Genomic DNA, 17,679 nt, shown 5'->3' with positions numbered 1-17,679 from the left:
TCCCGGGTCAGGTCCGTGACTGAATTTCGCTCGAAAATGCTTTGGATAGATGGCTAATCTCCCCGCCCCTGCGGCTGCCGAACCCGACCGCAACTGCCCGCTCTGCCCGAGGCTCGCCGAATTTCGCGCGCAGGCACGTGCCCGCGAGCCCAGTTGGCACAACTCGCCGGTCGCTTCGTTCGGCAGTGCCGCGGCGCAACTGTTGATTGTCGGGCTGGCGCCGGGCCTGCAGGGCGCCAACCGGACCGGACGGCCGTTCACCGGAGACTACGCCGGCGATCTCCTGTATGCGACCCTGCTCGAATACGGCTTTGCCAAGGGCGTCTATCAGGCGCGGCCGGACGACGGGCTGAAGCTCGTCGACTGCCGGATCAGCAATGCGGTGCGCTGCGTGCCGCCGCAGAACAAGCCGCTGCCGGTCGAGATCAGCACCTGCCGGCAATTTCTGGCAACGACAATTGCGACCATGCCCAAGCTGCGCGCTATCGTGCTGCTCGGCCGCATCGCACATGACTCGACCCTGAAGGCCCTCGGCCTGCGCAATGGCGCCGCCCCCTTTGCGCACGGCGCCGTGCACAAAGCCGGCGCTATCAGGCTCTACGACAGCTATCACTGCTCGCGCTACAACACGAACACACGGGTGCTGACACCGGAGATGTTTCGCGAGGTGTTTGCGAAAGTGCGGAAGGATTTGGGGTCGTAGATTTTGTAGGGTGGGCAAAGGCGCTCTTGCGCCGTGCCCACCACCCGGGCATTCCGCTAACGATGGTGGGCACGCTTCGCTTTGCCCATCCTACAAAATGCCTACCGCGGATTTTCCCTCAGCCATGCCAATACGTCGGCGGCGTTCCGATCGGGCGGGAAAACCGGATAGAACACATGGGCTATGCGCCCGTCATCGATGATCAGCGCCAGCCGCTTGATCAACGTCAGCCCCGCCACTTCCATGGTCGGCAAGTTCAGCGCGCGGGTGAGCTCGAGCTTTTCATCCGACAGAACCGGAAACGGCAAATGCAGGCGTGACGCCATCTCGGTCTGATAAACGTTATCCTGCGTCGAAAGGCCGAACACCTGCCGCGCGCCGGCCGCTTTCAACTCCGCAAACAAATCGCGGAACGAGCAGGTTTGTGGCGTGCAGCCCCGCGCGCCGGGAATCATGTCTCCCAGTCGTCGACCAAGCTGATCTTGCCCGGCTCCCCGGTGCGGGGATAGGCGAACACCGCGGTACGGCCAGCAAGCACCGAGAGCGTCACCGAACTATCGTCGGTGGCCTGCAGCGTGACCGGCGGGATCGTCATGCCGACGAGATGCGCCGCCGCGCCGTCGTCGACCGGCGGGGGGATCTTGCTCCAGTCGACTTCATGGAGGTTGGATTGAGCCATGTCGTTTTACCCCAGGTGGCAAATAGCGAATGGCGAATAGGGAGTGGCGAATAGTAAATTCCATTCCTCTATTCGCTACTCGCCATTCGCCCGCTACCCTCTCGCCCGCATCAGCCGGCCTTTTTCGCGGCCCCAGTCGCGCTTCTTTTCGCTCTCGCGCTTGTCGTGCAGCTTCTTGCCCTTGGCAATCGCCAGCAACAGCTTGGCGCGGCCGCGCTCGTTGAAATAGAGCTTTAGCGGGATCAGCGTCATCCCTTCGCGATCGACCGCGCCCATCAGCCTGTTGATCTGCTTTCGGTGCAGCAGCAACTTGCGGGGCCGTTTCGGCTCGTGGTTGAAGCGGTTGGCCTGCAGATATTCCGGAATATTGGCGTTGATCAGCCAGATCTCGCCGTTCTTGGAATCCGCGTAGGATTCCGCAATGGTCGTCTTGCCGTTGCGGATCGACTTCACTTCGGTGCCGGTCAGCGCGATACCAGCCTCGATTGTGTCCTCGATCGCGTAGTTGAACCGGGCCTTGCGGTTTTCGGCGACAACCTTGATCGGGCGCTCGTTCTTGTCGGCCACGTTAACCCTTCTTGAGGAGATCGCGGATCTCGATCAGCAGTTCTTCCTGGCGGGTCAGCTTCGGCGGCGCAGGCGCAGCTTCGTCCCTGCGCTTCAGCTTGTTCATGGCGCGAATGACGATGAACAGCACGAAGGCGATGATGAGGAAATTCAGCGTCAGCGTGAGGAAACTACCCCAAGCCAGCACCGCGCCTTGCTTTTTGGCGTCCGCCAGATTGTTGGCTGTAACCGTCTTCGCCAGCGGCGTGAAATAGTTGGAGAAATCGAGACCGCCGGTAATCGCGCCGATGACCGGCATGATCACGTCACCGACCAGCGAGTTCACGATGGCGCCGAAGGCCGCACCGATGATGACGCCGACCGCGAGGTCGACGACATTTCCCTTCATCGCGAATTCGCGGAATTCCTTCAGCACGTTGGATTCCCCTCTTCGTTCTCCAGGCGAAGCGGAACCGACCTAATTGATCAGGCCGGCATGCACCATGGCGCTGCGCACGGCGAGGCGCGTCGGCTCGGACACCGGCACCATCGGCAGCCGCAGCTTCTCGTCGATCTTGCCGAGCAGCGAGAGCGCGTATTTCACCGGCGCCGGATTGCTTTCGATGAAGAGGTTGTTGTGCAGCGGCATCAGCTTGTCGTGCAGCTTGAGCGCGGTGGCGTGATCGCCCTTCTGCCATGCCGCGTGGAATTCCGAGCACAGCCGCGGCGCGACGTTTGACGTGACCGAGATGCAGCCATGGCCGCCATGCGCCATGTAGCCGAGGATGGTGGCGTCCTCGCCCGACAATTGGTTGAAGTCCTCGCCCATCGCCGCGCGCTGCTGCGATACCCGCACCATGCTGGCGGTCGCATCCTTCACGCCGGCGATGTTCTTCAGCGCGAACAGGCGCGTCATGGTCTCGACCGACATGTCGATCACAGAACGGCCGGGAATGTTGTAGATGATGATCGGAATGCCGATGGCATCGTTGATCGCCTTGAAGTGCTGGTACATGCCTTCCTGCGTGGGCTTGTTGTAGTACGGCGTCACCACCAGCACCGCATCTGCTCCCGCCTTTTCGGCGTGCTCGGCAAGCTCGACCGCTTCCTTGGTCGAGTTGGAGCCCGCGCCGGCAATCACCGGCACCTTGCCCTTGGCCTCGTCGATGCACCATTCGACCACGCGCTTGTGCTCATCGTGGCTCAGCGTCGGGCTTTCACCGGTCGTGCCGACCGGGACCAGCCCGTGGGTGCCTTCGGCGATCTGCCAGTTCACCAGGCCGCGGAAGGCGGCCTCGTCGACCGAGCCGTTCTTGAATGGCGTGACCAAGGCGGTGAACGACCCCCGGAATCTTGTCTTGGCTGCCATGGACTTCCTCCAAACGCTTAAGAAACGGCACGACCGGAACTGGATTTCAATTCATATCGGGTCTGGCGATCAGGCGAAAGGGCCGTGCATAAGGTGCTAGCGCTTTGTTTTGACGCTCTTTCCTGCCCCAGCCGGCATCTGCCTCCCTCGAAAGCCGATGGCCGCGATTTTGCCGCGGTGATGGCGTAAACGGGTCAGCCGCGACGTTTTTAGCACTTTGTCCACATATTCAATCAAATAGACGTAGGGCTGGAGCGATTGAATGATTCGCCGCCGCAGAGGAAAGCCGTGATCCCTTCCGCCCGCGCCGCCGCATTGCGATCGACCGCACTGGCCACGAGCCTGGCATTGGCGGTTGGGTTGACTGCCTTCCCTCTGGAAGCCTGGGCCAAGCCAAAAGTTCCGCTGCCGAAGCCGCGACCGATTGCCCGCAACGTCGTTCCCAAGTCCACGGCCAGCGCGCCTGCCGCCTCCCACACCGCGGCGCCGACCGCCCAAGCCCCTGCGGCGCCGGCCCCGCCACCGCCTCTTCTGGCGCCTGCGACCCGCCAGCATGCTGTCGCGCCGCCTTCGCGCAGACACGCCCCAGCCGCAATGGCCGCGACCTCCTCGACGTCTCAGGCCGACAAGGATGCGCTGGAAAACGTCATTGCGCTCGTGCGCAAGCACAAGCCTGGCGACGCAACCCAGGTGCAAGCCGCGATCTCGGATCCGGTCGCCCGCAAGCTCGCGGAATGGCTGATCCTGCGCAGCGACAACAACAACGCCTCGGTCGAGCGCTACCGTGCGTTTATATCGGCCAATCCGAGTTGGCCGTCGCAGACTTTCCTGCGCCGGCGCATCGAGGCTGCGCTGTGGGACGACCGCCGCGACGATTCGACCGTCTGGTCGTGGTTCGAAAACGAATCGCCGATCTCGGCCAAGGGCAAGTTCGCGCTGGCCAAGGCGATGCTCGCGCGTGGCGATCGCACCAATGCCGAGCGGCTGGTGCGCGAGGCCTGGCGGCACGATGGCATGTCTGAAGATACCGAGGGCAATGTGCTCGACATGTTCGGCGCGCTGCTGACGGCGGGCGACCACAAGGCGCGGATGGATTCGCTGCTCTACGGCACCGAGCAGGAAACCGGCGGCATGCGCGCAGCCAAGCGGCTGGGCTCGGGCCACGTCGCCTTGGCCAAAGCGCGCATCGCGGCCAACAAGAAGTCCTCCAACCTCAGGGCGCTCTTGGATGCGGTGCCCCGCGAATTGCACGGCGATCCCGGTTACCTCTTCGCCAGAATCCAGCTCCTGCGCCGCGAAGAAAAATTCAACGAGGCCGCGCAGCTCATGCTGAGCGTGCCGAAGGACCCGAACCGCCTGCACAATCTCAACGAATGGTGGATCGAGCGGCGCCTTTTGGCGCGCAAGATGCTCGATGTCGGCGAACATCGCACCGCGTACCTCATCGCGCGGGACGCGGCGCTGCCGACGCGTGACATCTACAAGACCGAGCAGGAATTCACCGCCGGCTGGATTGCGCTGCGGTTTCTGAAGGATCCTGCGGTCGCAGCCCAGCACTTCGCGCGCATCGGCGTCGGCAGCGTGAATCCGACGGCGCTCGCGCGCGCCGGCTATTGGCAGGGCCGCGCGGCGGAAGCGGCCGGCCGCGCTCAGGAAGCCCGCGCGGCTTACGGCCGCGCCGCGGAGCAATCGACCAGCTATTATGGTCAGCTCGCGCGCGCCAAACTCGGCCTGCCGCAGCTTCAGTTGAATGGTGTCCCGAGCGCCCGCGGCCGCGGGGTCGAGCGATTCGAGATCGTTCGCGCGGTGCAGTTGCTGTATGACCTCGACGAGCGCGAAATCGCGATCCCGATTTTCGCCGACATGGGCGAGAACGGCGATCCCGAAGCCCTGGTGGGTCTCGGCGAGCTCACCTCGCGCTACCGCGACGCCCGCGGCATGCTGCTGCTCGGCAAGGCCGCGCTCAATCGCGGCCTGCCGTTCGACGTCTACGCCTATCCCGTCACCGGCATCCCGTCGTTCAAGCAGATCGGACCCGAGGTCGAGCCCAGCGTCATCTATTCGATCGCGCGGCAGGAAAGCGCCTTCAATCCGGCCGTGGTCTCACCGGCCCAGGCCTACGGGCTGATGCAGGTGACGCCGGACGCCGGTCGCTATGTCTGCAAGCGGGCCGGCGTCAGCTTCGACCTTCAGCGGATGAAGACAGACTCCGTCTACAACGCCATGCTCGGCGCGGCCGAACTCGGCGGGCTGCTCGAGGATTACCGCGGCTCCTACATTCTGACCTTCGCCGGCTACAACGCCGGTCGTGGCAGTGTGAGGAAATGGATCGCGCGTTACGGCGATCCCCGCGATCCCAAGGTCGACGCGGTCGATTGGGTCGAGCAGATCCCCTTCTCCGAGACGCGGAACTACGTGCAGCGGATCATGGAGAACATGCAGGTCTATCGCGCGCGGTTCGGCGGCGGGACCAAGCTTCAAATTGAAGCCGACCTGCATCGCGGCGCCAGCGTCGAATAACGGCCTTCGAACCCTATTCGCCACTCCCTATTCGCCAACGCGCAATGAAAAACCCCCGGCAGTTGCCTGCCGGGGGTTCTCCTAGTGTTTCAAGTCTTTCGGGATCAGAAGTTGCGCTGAGCGCGAACGTTCAGGAACACAGTGCTCTGATCGCGGAACTCGTAGATGGCGGTCGGCTTGGGAGCCGACGGCGTCAAGATGGCAGAGCCCTGCATCTTCTGGTCGAGGAAGAACGCACCGACTTCAGCCGAGAACGTCAGGTTCTTGACGGGAGTCCAGCGGGTGGTCAGACCAATCTGGGCAAAGTTGAAGTCCGGGTTGCAGCTATAGTCTGCAGACACGAGCTTGCCAGTAGTGTAGACGGCGCACCAAGCGCCCTTCGCCGAGGTGATGTCCAAGGCGTTGCCGCCGTAGCGCACCTGACCGTAGCTGCCCCAGAGGCTGGTCGACCAGAAGGGATCCCAGTTGTGGTTGAACGCACCACGGATACCCCAGGCATCCACCAGCTTGATGCCGTCAGTGAAGCCGGGCAGGTAGACGCCGTCAGCGGTCTGGCCGAAACCGATGCTCTGGTAACCACCCGCAAGGCTGGTGTCGCCGAACATCACGAAGCTCGGCGAACCGCCGCTCGTGGAGACCACCGACTTGGTCGCACCCTTGGCGTAGGTGGCGTCGATCTTGAAGTCGTCGCCCGCACCGGTCGGCAGGTTCTTGATCTGCAACGCAGCCGTCACAGAACCGCCCCACTTGCTTTCGGGGTGACCGGAGAGCTCCGATAAGTTGGTCGGAACGCCGCCGGCGCCGAGAACATTGTAGGAAGCGTTCAAATAGTGCGTCCTACCTGCAATCTGGAACAGACCCCAGGCCTGGTCGACGCGGATGTTGCCGACGATGTCGGGAACCCAGATTCCGCCGTAGGCGTTGGCGCCGGCGGTGGCGAAGCCACTGCCACCGGGAACGCCGAGGTTCAGCAACGAGGTGCGGCCGAACACGTTCGGTTCATCGAGGCCGATGCTGGCCGACACGCCGTTGCCGAACTGAGCCTGGTACTGGATGTTGTTGACGCCGGTCACGTAGTCCGGACCGCCCATCAAGAACGAGTTGTTGTTGCCCGGATAGCCGTTCCAAGGCGTCGCGTAGGCCGAAGCCGACTTACCGAAGGTGAAACCAGCGAACTGGATGAACACCATTTCAACCGCGACATAGCCGCCGCCAGCGCCGGAAAGCTGCGTCGAATTGAAGGGGATCGTCGGGTTGCGGGAGCCGTTGTTGAAGTTGTCGAACTGGAAGTCGCCCTGACCGAAGGTGCGGACGACGCCGTATTCGGTGGCGGTGCGGGTATCGACCGTCAGCGCCATACGGGAACGGGAGACGAAGTAATCGCGGTAGCGATTGCCCTGGCCGAGATCGCCGTTCCAGGCCGGAGCACCGTAGGTGGCGCCGTTAAACGTGGTATCAACGCGCAGATAACCACCCAGCTTGATGCAGGTGTCGGTGCCCGGGATATAGAAGAAACCCGCGCCATACAGGGAGCAGATCCTCACGTACTCGACCGCTTTGGCCTTGACGGGAAGATCGGCCGCCTGCGCCCCGCTCATGGCGATCAGACCCGCCGCTGAGCCGAGAATAAGGCTCTTAACCATCTTCATGCTAAACCTCCAAGTTGCTCTGTAGGGAAGGTTCCGGATCCGCTGGGTGAAGTACCCTAAGGTTGGTTCCCTTGTCCCCTGAAACCCGCTTAGTCGCTTCGCGCCTTCGGACACTCCCGCATGAACGCGAGGGACTTAAGCGAACCACCTAAAACGGGACGACCTCGGGATGCCCCCCTCCGTCGCCCGATCACAATTACCGAGGACTCCTGCACACGCAACAAAGGAACCGCTTCGAACGGCCCGACTTCGCCCCTTTTCCGAAGGGTGTTGCACAAATAACACGCGTTTGTGATCGAAGTTTTTCTGCAAGTTATTGTTCTTGCTGTATGTTTTGGAATACTTCCAATTGAGGCTGAAAAGCCGCGCGGCGCACCGCAGCAACGGGCGCCCACCCTGCAAGGCGCCTTTGCGGCATCGAATCGGGCCGGCAACGTCTGACGAATCCGCACTCAACATCACACACATAATATAGAGTCATCAGATGGCCCGACCGGGGATGGTTCGCTGATCCGGCGCTCGATAAGGAGAGGCCCGCCTGGCGACGGTTATTAAGGCTCAAGCGCGCTCCTCGCCGTCAGCAGCCGCCGAGCATTGGTCCAAAAATGCGAAAGCGGCCTTTTCGGGCTCGAAAAGCCGTCGCCGATCGCTGCTAAGCTGGCGCTGACGCATCGCGCTACGCAACCCGGCGCGACGGGAACCGAATCGGATCAGCGGAGACGTCGAATCACATTCGCGCGACAAGGTGCTTCATTTCGAGGCATCCGGGCTGGCGTGCGCCGAAATTTCCCACGACAGCCGAGTCGCTACAGGCGCGCGAAACGCGTGTGCCGATCCGTGAGCTTTAGAGCATAGTCTCGAAAGACGTGCAGTTAAACGAGCTCCTCGGGATGCCAGAGCGTCACGGAAGCGTGCACGAAGCCACGGCGCCTCTAAATGGCCTTGGCGTAATCTGAATCTGCCGCTTGCGGCTGGCCTTCGCGTCAGGCATATCCGCGCTCATGGAGCTGTGGCCGAGTGGCTGAAGGCGGCGGTTTGCTAAACCGTTATAGGGTTGTAAAGCCCTATCGAGGGTTCGAATCCCTCCGGCTCCGCCACCCTTCGCCCTGTCGGGCTACAGGTGGTAGCCCACCCGAAGACCCGACAGGGCGAAGGGTGTCTCCCGAAGCTCGTGACCGCGAAGCTTGCCAGCCGCTGCTGCGTCTTTTGCGCCGTCCCTATGAAGAGCTCGATTTCCTGCTCGCTGGCGTATTCGACGGCGACACTGACGCGCTGTTCGCCTTGATCGCCGACAGCTCGATCGACGGATTCGTCCGTGAAGCGTTGTTTGGCGCGGCGACGTTTCTGGCGTGGGAGCGCCGCATCGATCGCGATCGGCTGCGTGCATTTCTTGTCCGGTTCTATGAAGAGCGGCTGACAGAAGACGGCGATCAGGCCTGGACCGGCTGGCAGCAGGCGATCGCCCTGCTCGGCCTGCGCGATCTGGTGCCGCTCGTCGACGACGCCTGGCGCGAAGGCCGTATTCCTGACAACTGGACCGATCGCGCTCAGTTCGACGATGACCTTGCCGCAGCCGAACGCGCGCCCGATGACATCGATCGGTTCACCCAGGTCAATCTGGGATCCATCGAAGACGCGCTGGTATCGCTGGATTGGGCGCGCGGGTCCGAAAACGACGTTTTCGAAGAGCGCTATGAGACATCACCCTGGGCCGATTTGCGTATCCGAACGAGCCGGTCAAAAATCCCTGCCGCCACGTCGGACGTAACGATCCTTGCCCCTGCGGGAGCGGCAAGAAAGCCAAGAATGCTGCCTTGCCAACGGAGAACCGCCGGCGTGACGCCGGCGACTTCAATGCGCCGTCATCCAGGCACGCGCCTCGCGCTGTGCGGTCGCGATTTCCGCATCCGACATCATCGCGGCGACCTCGCGGCGCATCGAGATTGCATCGGCGCGTCCCTTCAGCGCGGCGAGATTGAACCATTTGTGGGCCGCGACGAGATTCACCACGCCGGAACGGCCGCTCGCCCAGTAAAGGCCGCGCTCGAACAGCACGTCCGGAATCGCGGTCGCTTCCACCGGAATTGCCGTGTCGAGATCGATCTGCCCCTGAAACATCGATAGTACCCCTTCTTATCGTTGCCGCCCTCCCCCGAGCGCGGCCCCTGTCCACTGTTGAAACATCCCCAGCGCGCGATCAGCAAAAGTGGAAACCGGTTTTGCGTCCGATCGCGCGCCCATTATCGGAAGAGCGCATGATCTGATCGCCAAACCGCCCACACTTTGGCGGATCATGCGCGTACCGTTTTCCGGTCTGTTGTTGGGATGATCATGGCCGATCAAATTTGAAGGGCAGTTTAAGGTTCGCGATGAACGGGGTGTAAACGCGCACTTGGCGCCGTTGAATACGGAATCGCAGAAGTGCCTGCGGCACAGGGAGAAGTGGCCAATCGTGAAAGTCGGTTTACCCTGCGGTTTCGCGGAACGATAACCATCGCGCCAACGTCGACGTCATCGCCCGTCACCCGATCGCAGCGTTGACGGTTCCGCAGATGACCCGGCGGCCCGCAGCTCGGCGGCCATCCGGAAGGCACGCCGGATACCGAACCGGCCGGAGCTGACGCGCCTGGACCGACGCGACAGGCGGAACCGCGCCCGTCGGCACCCGTGAACGATCAAGTGAACTTGGAAAACTTCAGTGCCGAACGCCTGATGCGCGGGCTGTCGGAGCGCTCCGGCGAAAGCGGGCGTTCCGGGGACGAGTACGTCCCGAGAGGAACGAGGGCGTCGGCGAACACGTCAGGACCAGATTTCAAGCCGGGCTTTTGCCCCGGTGAAATTGCGAGCAGTTAAGGATACCCGCACCGAACGAAGAAAACCTGTTTCTTCTGCCGGACCGGTTTGAAAGAGCAAGCTCTTCCGAAATGCGATCCAGCCGTTTGACCTGATGTCTCGCCGACACCCTCTTTCGTCGACCAGAGCCTTCAGCGTTTCGTCTTGGGGCTCGGGTGACGTGCCGGCATCGAGCCGCCGGCAATTTTCAAAGAAGCGAACTTACTTCTTCTTCTTGGCGACCTTGCGGGTCTTCTTCGCAGTCTTCTTCACTGCGCTCTTCGCTTTCTTCGCCTTCTTCGCTTTCTTGGCCATGTTGCCCTCCTAATGTAGTGAGATGGCTTTAGTCGCTGCGTGCACTCGGGAATCGAGATGCACTACATCCCGAATACACCAACACATTCAAAAAAACAGCTTCCCACTTAAGGAAGTGTTGACGCAGCGATGTGAGCGCGCGCGAAGCACTTCGTTCGACAACACAACGATCGATGCGCGGCTTGATGCAAAAAGTGCCGCAACGGCCGATATCGGCGTTTGTCAATATTGCAGGAAGCGCCTGTGCCACAGCGCTTTCTTTGATTCACCGGAGTGACGATCAACGCATGCGCGCGTTCACCGCGACTCACCGATGTCGCGGAAAAGCCGCGTGCACGGACTCTGAGTCGCAAATTTTGGCAACAAAAAAATTTTCGTGGACGCAGCGTTAGCGTCTCATCGCCGCTCGCCAAAACCAAACTTTTTTGCGAATCGCGAAGACCGATTCGCAACTGCGCTATCGGGCGCGAGGGCGAATTTCAGATCGCGACGGACGATCGAAACATACTCGCGCGCATCAGTCGCGGCGCCATCGACGACGGAGTCGTCCCGTTACGGGACGCTTCAGATGCCGAGCTTCGCCTTCAATAGGTCATTCACTGCTTGCGGATTGGCCTTGCCGCCGGACTGCTTCATCACCTGGCCGACGAACCAGCCGGCGAGCTGCGGCTTGGCTTTCGCCTGCGCGACCTTGTCCGGATTGGCGGCGATGATGTCGTCGACGACCTTCTCGATCGCGCCCAAGTCAGTGACCTGCTTCATGCCGCGCGTTTCGACCAGCTCGCGCGGGTCGCCGCCTTCGGTCCAGACGATCTCGAACAGGTCCTTTGCGATCTTGCCGGAGATCGTGCCCTCGCCGATCAGGCCGACGATCGCGGCCAACTGCGCCGCAGATACCGGCGAGTCCGTGATTCCATGGCCTTCCTTGTTAAGACGCCCGAACAGTTCGTTGATCACCCAGTTGGCAGCGAGCTTGCCGTCGCGCGCCTTGTCGGCAAGACCGGCGAGCACGGTCTCATAGAAGATCGCGCTCTCACGCTCGGCCACCAGCACGCCGGCATCGTAGGGCGACAGACCGAGGCTCTCGATGAAACGCGCCTTCTTCTGGTCCGGCAACTCCGGCAGCTTCGCCTTGAGCTCGTCGACATAGCTTTGCGTGAACTCTAGCGGCAGCAGATCGGGGTCGGGGAAATAGCGATAGTCATGCGCTTCCTCCTTGGAACGCATCGATCGCGTCTCGCCCTTGTTGGGGTCGAACAGGCGCGTCTCCTGGTCGATTGTGCCGCCATCCTCGATGATCTCGATCTGGCGCCGGGCCTCGTACTCGATCGCCTGGCCGATGAAGTTGATCGAGTTCATGTTCTTGATTTCGCAGCGGGTGCCGAGCGGCCCGCCCGGCTTGCGCACAGAAACGTTCACATCGGCGCGCAACGAGCCCTTCTCCATGTCGCCGTCACAGGTGCCGAGGTAGCGCAGGATCGAACGCAGCTTGGTCACATACGCCTTGGCCTGTTCGGCATCGCGGATGTCAGGTTTTGATACGATCTCCATCAGCGCCACGCCGCAGCGGTTGAGGTCGACATAGGACATGGTCGGGTTCTGATCGTGCAGCAACTTGGCGGCATCCTGTTCCAGATGCAGCCGCTCGATGCCGATGGTGGCGGTCTTGCCGCCCTCGAGCTCGACAATCACCTCGCCCTCGCCCACGACCGGCGACTTGTACTGGCTGATCTGGTAGCCCTGCGGCGAGTCCGGATAGAAATAGTTTTTCCGGTCGAACACTGAGCGCAAGTTGATCTTTGCGTTGAGGCCAAGCCCGGTGCGCACGGCTTGGCGCACGCATTCCTCGTTGATCACCGGCAACATGCCCGGCATCGCGGCATCCACCAGCGAGACATGGCTGTTGGGCTCGCCGCCGAACGCGGTCGAAGCGCCGGAGAACAGTTTTGAGTTCGAAGTGACCTGGGCATGCACTTCCATGCCGATCACGACTTCCCAGTCGCCGGTCTGACCCTTGATCAGTTTGCCCTGTCTGACTGACGCGTTCATGCTTTTCCACCCCCGAGCAGCGCGGACACGATCCGCTCCCATTCGGCTTCCAGAGAATCCTTGGCGACCGGCTGGCCGGCCTGCCGATACCAATAGCCGGCGTTACCGAGATCGCCTTCGACCCGGTGCAGATAGGCATGCACCCAGGCGGCGTTCGCATCGCTCTCGTCCTGAACGATCTTGTGCGCCCGGTCCCAGTCGCCCTTGGCGGCCCACCACAGCGCAGCCAGCGGCGGCGCGAGCCCCGGCGCGGGCGCTGCATCCGTCAAGCTGGCGCGGAAATCCGCCATGTCACCACCAGCGCGGCGGCGTGAAGTGGCCGGCCGCCTGCTCCACGACTTCGCCGAGCGAGAACAGCGTCTCCTCATCGAACGGACGGCCGATCAGTTGCAAGCCGAGCGGCAGTCCCTGCGCATCCTTGCCGGCCGGCACGGCAATGCCCGGCAGCCCCGCCATGTTCACCGTCACCGTGAAGATGTCGTTGAGATACATCTCGACCGGATCGGCGCCGCCCTTTTCGCCGACGCCGAAAGCGGCCGACGGCGTCGCCGGTGTCAGGATCGCGCTGATGCCCTTGGCAAAACAGTCCTCGAAATCCTTCTTGATCAGCGTGCGGACTTTCTGTGCACGCAGATAATAGGCATCGTAATAGCCGGCCGAGAGCACGTAGGTGCCGATCATGACACGGCGGCGCACTTCGTCGCCAAAACCTTCAGCGCGGGTGCTCTCATACAGTTCGCCGATCGAGCGGCCCGGTACGCGCAACCCGTAGCGCACGCCGTCATAGCGCGCGAGGTTGGACGAGGCTTCCGCGGGCGCCACGATATAATAGGCCGGCAGCGCGTATTTGGTGTGCGGCAACGACACCTCGACCAGTTCGGCGCCGGCCCCTTTCAGCCACGCCGCGCCCTCGCTCCAGAGCTTCTCGATTTCCGCCGGCATGCCGTCGAGGCGATATTCCCTGGGAATGCCGATCTTCATGCCCTTGACGGATTTTCCGATCGCGGCCTCGTAATCCGGCACAGCGCGATCGACCGACGTGGTGTCCTTGGGATCGTGGCCCGCCATCGAGCGCATCAGGATCGCCGCATCGCGGGTGGTCCGCGCAATGGGCCCCGCCTGGTCGAGCGAGGACGCGAACGCCACGATGCCCCAGCGCGAGCAGCGGCCGTAGGTCGGCTTGACGCCGACGGTCGCAGTGAACGCCGCGGGCTGACGGATCGAACCGCCGGTGTCGGTCGCGGTCGCGCCCATGCAGAGCAGGGCCGCCACGGCGGAGGCAGATCCACCGGAGGAACCGCCCGGCACCAGCGAGGTGTTGGAACCCTCGCGCCGCCACGGGTTGACTACCGGACCGAAGCACGAGGTCTCGTTCGACGAGCCCATCGCGAATTCGTCGTTGTTGAGCTTGCCGAGCATCACCGCGCCGTCGCGCCAAAGCTGCGAGGTCACGGTGGATTCGTAGGGCGGCACGAAGTTGCCAAGGATTTTCGAGCACGCGGTGGTGCGCACGTCTTTCGTTGCGAACAGGTCCTTGATGCCGAGCGGAATGCCGGCGAGCGGCCCACCCTCGCCTTTTGCGATCCTGGCGTCGACCGCGCGCGCCATGGCGCGGGCCTGATCCGGCGTTTCCAGGACGAAGGCATTGAGCGAACGCGCCGCTTCGATGGCGGCGAGATGCGCATCCGTCAGTTCAAGCGAGGTGAAAGACTTGCTCGCGAGGCCCTCGCGGGCCTCCGCGATCGTCAGAGATGTCAGGTCGGTCATTTATTGATCGGGCTGCAGAAGAACGGAGAAAGCGTCTTGTCGTTGGCGGGGCTATTCGATTCCTGGGCGCGCGCCTTGGCGGCGGCCTCGAGTTGATCGAGGACGGCGTCCATCGCCTTGTCGGGATCGGCAGCCTTACCCTGCCGCTCCATCGCGTCGAGATAATTCATGTAGGCCTGGTAGGCCTTTTCATCGTCGCAGAGCAGACACATCGGAAGACTCTTTTGTTTGACGCGTTTTCTTCACGCGAACCGGCAACCACCTTGCTCGAAAACGCTACGCTCTATTCGACGACCTTAGGCACCAGGAAGAAATGGTTTTGCGTCTCCGGCGCATTTCTGACGATGTCGTCAGGAATCTCGCCGTCATTGACCACGTCCTGCCGCTTCTTCATTTCCATCGGGGTCACCGAGGTCATCGGCTCAACGCCGTCGATGTTCACCTCCGAAAGCTGCTCCACGAAGGCCAGCATGGCGTTCAGCTCGCCCTGCAGATGGGGAACCTCGGCCTCGGCGACCGCAATCCGCGCTAAGTGCGCGATGCGGCGAACAGTGGCGGCATCTACGGACATAAATATAGGCCTCGAATGGAGAATTTGCATCCGCCGTATAGCAGAGGCCGCTTTTGCACCGCAACCGCGGGAACAGACGGGGCCAGCCTTCGGACGTCGAATGCCCGCCTTTTTGAGGTCCAAAGCCGATCCGCCCTGGCGCACAGGATTTTGAGTGCACGCGCTCATTTCTTGCGCAAAAGCGCCCTGACGAAACCATTTCGAGATCCTATGTAGTCGTTCTGAGACAGTCGGGGGATTGGTCGCGGCCGAGGCAATCAGGAGGCCGTGGCGCGCCGACCATCAAAAATGACAGCGCCGGATCGGAAAGCTGGGATCCTGCCCTTTGGTCCATCGGGACCGCGCTCGGCGTCGCGATCGTCTACCTCGCCTGCTTAACCTGACGACGGGAAGGAGAGCCATGTCCCAACAGGCTAAAATCCTGCAGGAAAAGGCGGAAATGTTCGAACGCCGCGCGGAAAGTGCGACCGATCCCATTTCCAGGCAACACTACAAAGAGATGGCCGCGCATTACCGGTCGCTGGCCGCCGAGCATCTCGACGTCAGGCGCGACGAACCGGCGCACTGAGCGGAGAAATACGACTTAGCCGCCCAAGGCGCCGAAACGCGCCAACGCAGCGCCCGCCAGCGAACGGGTCAGCTCCGCCGCCGGCATCTCGCGGCCCATCCGCACCGCCTGCCCGGCCCACAGATTGGTGAAATCGACCTTGCCGAGCTTTTCGGCCGCTACCTTCAGCGGCCCAAGCGCTGTGGCGGCGTGCGGGAACGCCGGCGCATCCGGCGAGATCGGTCCGACCTCGCGCATGACACGGTTGGCAACGCCGCGCGCCGGGCGTCCGGTCATGACATTGGTGATGACGGTGGAATCATCATTCGCCTGGGCCAGTGCCGTGCGCGCAGGTCCCATCACCTTGGATTCCGGACAGCGCAGATAGGCGCTGCCGATCTGCACGCCGGATGCGCCCAGCGCAAACGCCGCCGCGATGCCGCGCCCATCGGCGATACCGCCGGCTGCGATCACCGGCACCCTCACCGCATCGACCACCTGCGGCACCAGCGCAAACGTGCCGGGCTGCTGCGCGATATTGTCGGTCAGGAACATGCCGCGATGGCCCCCCGCCTCCGCGCCTTGCGCAATGATGACGTCGGCGCCGTTCTCCTCCAGCCAGATCGCTTCCTTCACGATGGTCGCCGACGACATCACGAGGCAACCCGCCGCCTTGACGCGCTTGACCAGCGCCGGGTCCGGCAGGCCGAAATGGAAGCTGACGATTTCCGGCTTCAGCTCTTCCACCACCGCACACATCGCTTCATCGAACGGCGCACGGTTGGCGGCGTTGATCGGCGCTGCGGGATCGATGCCCAATTCCTTGTAGTAAGTCGCCAGCCGCGCCTTCCAGCCGGCCTCGCGCGCGGGATCGGCATCGACCGGCTTGTGGCAGAAGAAGTTCATATTGACCGGCGCCGTGACACGCTGGCGGATGATGTTGACCTGCTCGCGCGCCTTCTCGGCCGAGATCATCGCGCAGGGCAGCGACCCCAGCGCCCCGCCCTGCGCCGCCGCGATCACGAGCTCGGCGTCCACGACGCCGGCCATCGGCGCCAGTACGATCGGGAATTCGGTCTTGAAGAGGTCGATGATCCGGCGGTCTGGCCACATGGTTGTGCTCGCTTGAATGAATTGAAGATGGGTGTGATCAGGCAGCGACGGAATTCCGTCGTCCGCCCAATATCTGCTCGGCCTCGGTAACGATCCTGTCAACGATCTCGCCGGCCGGCGGGATATCGTGGATCAGACCGACCGCTTCGCCGGCAATGACCGCGGCAATGTCGAAATTGCAAGCCGCTCTCGCCGCGGCGTATTCGGCAGCGACCGCTTTGATATTCTGCATCAGTTCGACCTCGCGTCCCATCCAGCGCCGCGCATGATCGTTGATCAGGCAGCGGCCGGTAAACGGCGCCGGCCAGACATTGTTGCGCGAGAGATCGAAAATGATGCCGCGGACGCTGTTGCCGCTGGTTGCGGCACAGATGCGCCGCTTGGCTTCGTCCGGGCCGTCGCATTCCAGGCTGGCATAGAAGCGGGTGCCGAGCAGCACGCCGGAAGCGCCGAGCATCATCATCGCCGCCAGCCCGCGGCCGTCGCCGATTCCACCGGCGGCTGCGACGGGTACCCGGCCGGCCGCGAGATCGACAATCGCCGGCACGATGTCGATCGTGCTGCGCGAGGCGCCATGGCCGCCAGCTTCCGTGCCCTGCGCGATCAGAATGTCGGCGCCTGCATCGAGCGCCTGCCGCGCCATGGCCTCATCCTGAACCTGGCAAATCAACAGCGTACCCGACGCCTTGATGCGTGCAGCAAAAGGTTTGGGATCGCCGAACGAGAGCATGATCGCGCGCGGACCGGCTTCGAGCGCAATGTCCAGTAGCGCAGGCTGCTTCGCAAGGCTCCAGGTGATGAAGCCGATGCCGAAGGGATCGGAGACATTGGCAAGCTTGGCCGTCTCCTGCTCCAGCCAGGCGCGGTCGCCATAGCCGCCGCCGAGAATGCCGAACCCTCCGGCCGCACTGACCGCAGATGTGAGGCGCGCCCCCGCAATCACATCCATCGGCGCCGACAGGATCGGATGCTGGATACCCAGACGGGTGGTCAACGGCGTGGAGATCGGCATGTCCATC

General features: G+C 62.7%; 15 protein-coding genes, 1 tRNA gene and 2 pseudogenes. 5 read left to right on the top strand and 13 right to left on the bottom strand.

What is annotated here, in order from left to right:
• Positions 1–49 precede the first annotated feature (49 nt).
• A complete protein-coding gene (locus LMTR13_RS18075) occupies positions 50–703 on the top strand; it encodes a uracil-DNA glycosylase (RefSeq protein ID WP_065729018.1) in 654 nt (217 codons plus the stop codon).
• A 101-nt stretch (positions 704–804) separates the two neighbouring features.
• On the opposite strand, the pseudogene LMTR13_RS18070 reads toward LMTR13_RS18075, so the two are convergent.
• The 4 genes and pseudogenes from LMTR13_RS18070 to dapA all read right to left on the bottom strand — a co-directional run bounded on the left by LMTR13_RS18070 (position 805) and on the right by dapA (position 3,297).
• A pseudogene (locus tag LMTR13_RS18070) lies at positions 805–1,382 on the bottom strand (peroxiredoxin).
• A gap of 93 nt (positions 1,383–1,475) precedes the next feature.
• Positions 1,476–1,949 (bottom strand): SsrA-binding protein SmpB, encoded by a 474-nt coding sequence (gene smpB / locus LMTR13_RS18065; protein ID WP_065729017.1) that lies wholly within the window; start codon positions 1,947–1,949, stop codon positions 1,476–1,478.
• Between the two features lies 1 nt (position 1,950).
• Positions 1,951–2,364, bottom strand: a complete 414-nt coding sequence (gene mscL / locus LMTR13_RS18060; protein WP_065729016.1) for a large conductance mechanosensitive channel protein MscL — start codon at positions 2,362–2,364, stop codon at positions 1,951–1,953.
• Between the two features lie 42 nt (positions 2,365–2,406).
• Positions 2,407–3,297 (bottom strand): 4-hydroxy-tetrahydrodipicolinate synthase, encoded by an 891-nt coding sequence (gene dapA / locus LMTR13_RS18055; RefSeq protein WP_065729015.1) that lies wholly within the window; start codon positions 3,295–3,297, stop codon positions 2,407–2,409.
• A gap of 291 nt (positions 3,298–3,588) precedes the next feature.
• On the opposite strand from dapA, the gene LMTR13_RS18050 reads away from it, so the two are divergent.
• The gene (locus LMTR13_RS18050; RefSeq protein ID WP_065732780.1) at positions 3,589–5,817 is read left to right on the top strand and encodes a lytic transglycosylase domain-containing protein; all 2,229 of its coding nucleotides are present in this window, start codon (positions 3,589–3,591) and stop codon (positions 5,815–5,817) included.
• A gap of 104 nt (positions 5,818–5,921) precedes the next feature.
• Here the strand turns inward: LMTR13_RS18050 and LMTR13_RS18045 are convergent, their stop codons facing one another.
• The gene (locus tag LMTR13_RS18045) at positions 5,922–7,466 is read right to left on the bottom strand and encodes a porin (RefSeq protein WP_065729014.1); all 1,545 of its coding nucleotides are present in this window, start codon (positions 7,464–7,466) and stop codon (positions 5,922–5,924) included.
• A gap of 1,003 nt (positions 7,467–8,469) precedes the next feature.
• Here LMTR13_RS18045 and LMTR13_RS18040 point away from each other — a divergent pair.
• Together LMTR13_RS18040 and LMTR13_RS42585 are read left to right on the top strand one after the other, a co-directional pair.
• Positions 8,470–8,563: transfer RNA gene (locus LMTR13_RS18040), tRNA-Ser, on the top strand.
• Positions 8,564–8,621: 58 nt separating this feature from the next.
• Positions 8,622–8,975 (top strand): annotated as a pseudogene (locus LMTR13_RS42585) (DUF1186 domain-containing protein); the annotation flags it as partial.
• Between the two features lie 342 nt (positions 8,976–9,317).
• On the opposite strand, the gene LMTR13_RS42580 reads toward LMTR13_RS42585, so the two are convergent.
• The 6 genes from LMTR13_RS42580 to gatC form a co-directional block, all read right to left on the bottom strand.
• Positions 9,318–9,584, bottom strand: coding sequence for a hypothetical protein (locus LMTR13_RS42580; protein WP_065747015.1), 267 nt, complete (start codon positions 9,582–9,584; stop codon positions 9,318–9,320).
• Positions 9,585–11,177: 1,593 nt separating this feature from the next.
• A complete protein-coding gene (gatB, locus tag LMTR13_RS18030) occupies positions 11,178–12,662 on the bottom strand; it encodes an Asp-tRNA(Asn)/Glu-tRNA(Gln) amidotransferase subunit GatB (RefSeq protein WP_065729012.1) in 1,485 nt (494 codons plus the stop codon).
• Positions 12,659–12,952 (bottom strand): hypothetical protein, encoded by a 294-nt coding sequence (locus tag LMTR13_RS18025; protein WP_065729011.1) that lies wholly within the window; start codon positions 12,950–12,952, stop codon positions 12,659–12,661. The genes gatB and LMTR13_RS18025 overlap by 4 nt, the downstream gene beginning before the upstream one ends.
• A 1-nt stretch (position 12,953) precedes the next feature.
• Positions 12,954–14,429: an Asp-tRNA(Asn)/Glu-tRNA(Gln) amidotransferase subunit GatA gene (gene gatA, locus LMTR13_RS18020; protein ID WP_065729010.1), complete on the bottom strand. Its 1,476-nt coding sequence runs from the start codon at positions 14,427–14,429 to the stop codon at positions 12,954–12,956.
• Entirely contained in the window at positions 14,426–14,641 is a 216-nt protein-coding gene (locus LMTR13_RS18015) for a hypothetical protein (RefSeq protein WP_065729009.1), read from the bottom strand. Before LMTR13_RS18015 ends, gatA begins: the two co-directional genes overlap by 4 nt.
• Positions 14,642–14,712: 71 nt before the next feature.
• Positions 14,713–15,000 carry an Asp-tRNA(Asn)/Glu-tRNA(Gln) amidotransferase subunit GatC gene (gatC, locus tag LMTR13_RS18010; protein WP_065729008.1) on the bottom strand — a complete coding sequence of 96 codons (288 nt, stop codon included), beginning with the start codon at positions 14,998–15,000 and terminating at the stop codon, positions 14,713–14,715.
• A gap of 400 nt (positions 15,001–15,400) precedes the next feature.
• Here gatC and LMTR13_RS40830 point away from each other — a divergent pair, with 400 nt between their 5' ends.
• The gene (locus tag LMTR13_RS40830; protein WP_156795667.1) at positions 15,401–15,568 is read left to right on the top strand and encodes a hypothetical protein; all 168 of its coding nucleotides are present in this window, start codon (positions 15,401–15,403) and stop codon (positions 15,566–15,568) included.
• A gap of 15 nt (positions 15,569–15,583) precedes the next feature.
• Here the strand turns inward: LMTR13_RS40830 and LMTR13_RS18005 are convergent, their stop codons facing one another.
• Both LMTR13_RS18005 and LMTR13_RS18000 read right to left on the bottom strand, forming a co-directional pair.
• Complete coding sequence (locus LMTR13_RS18005; protein ID WP_065729007.1) at positions 15,584–16,660, bottom strand: NAD(P)H-dependent flavin oxidoreductase; 1,077 nt, start codon at positions 16,658–16,660, stop codon at positions 15,584–15,586.
• Between the two features lie 37 nt (positions 16,661–16,697).
• Positions 16,698–17,672 (bottom strand): NAD(P)H-dependent flavin oxidoreductase, encoded by a 975-nt coding sequence (locus LMTR13_RS18000; RefSeq protein WP_065732779.1) that lies wholly within the window; start codon positions 17,670–17,672, stop codon positions 16,698–16,700.
• Positions 17,673–17,679: the final 7 nt, after the last annotated feature.

Origin of the sequence: Bradyrhizobium icense (assembly GCF_001693385.1) — a bacterium.
GTDB lineage: Bacteria > Pseudomonadota > Alphaproteobacteria > Rhizobiales > Xanthobacteraceae > Bradyrhizobium > Bradyrhizobium icense.
The sequence above is the reverse complement of the archived record's forward strand: the minus strand, read 5'-3'. Positions and strand labels throughout refer to the sequence as shown.

What these genes read in the sequence shown, in the direction of transcription:
- LMTR13_RS18075 (WP_065729018.1), top strand. Translation starts at nt 50, where the DNA reads ATGGCTAATCTCCCCGCCCCTGCGGCTGCCGAACCCGACCGCAACTGC.
- dapA (WP_065729015.1), bottom strand. Translation starts at nt 3,297, where the DNA reads ATGGCAGCCAAGACAAGATTCCGGGGGTCGTTCACCGCCTTGGTCACG.
- LMTR13_RS18045 (WP_065729014.1), bottom strand. Translation starts at nt 7,466, where the DNA reads ATGAAGATGGTTAAGAGCCTTATTCTCGGCTCAGCGGCGGGTCTGATC.
- LMTR13_RS42580 (WP_065747015.1), bottom strand. Translation starts at nt 9,584, where the DNA reads ATGTTTCAGGGGCAGATCGATCTCGACACGGCAATTCCGGTGGAAGCG.
- gatB (WP_065729012.1), bottom strand. Translation starts at nt 12,662, where the DNA reads ATGAACGCGTCAGTCAGACAGGGCAAACTGATCAAGGGTCAGACCGGC.
- LMTR13_RS18025 (WP_065729011.1), bottom strand. Translation starts at nt 12,952, where the DNA reads ATGGCGGATTTCCGCGCCAGCTTGACGGATGCAGCGCCCGCGCCGGGG.
- gatA (WP_065729010.1), bottom strand. Translation starts at nt 14,429, where the DNA reads ATGACCGACCTGACATCTCTGACGATCGCGGAGGCCCGCGAGGGCCTC.
- LMTR13_RS18015 (WP_065729009.1), bottom strand. Translation starts at nt 14,641, where the DNA reads ATGTGTCTGCTCTGCGACGATGAAAAGGCCTACCAGGCCTACATGAAT.
- gatC (WP_065729008.1), bottom strand. Translation starts at nt 15,000, where the DNA reads ATGTCCGTAGATGCCGCCACTGTTCGCCGCATCGCGCACTTAGCGCGG.
- LMTR13_RS40830 (WP_156795667.1), top strand. Translation starts at nt 15,401, where the DNA reads ATGTCCCAACAGGCTAAAATCCTGCAGGAAAAGGCGGAAATGTTCGAA.
- LMTR13_RS18005 (WP_065729007.1), bottom strand. Translation starts at nt 16,660, where the DNA reads ATGTGGCCAGACCGCCGGATCATCGACCTCTTCAAGACCGAATTCCCG.
- LMTR13_RS18000 (WP_065732779.1), bottom strand. Translation starts at nt 17,672, where the DNA reads ATGCCGATCTCCACGCCGTTGACCACCCGTCTGGGTATCCAGCATCCG.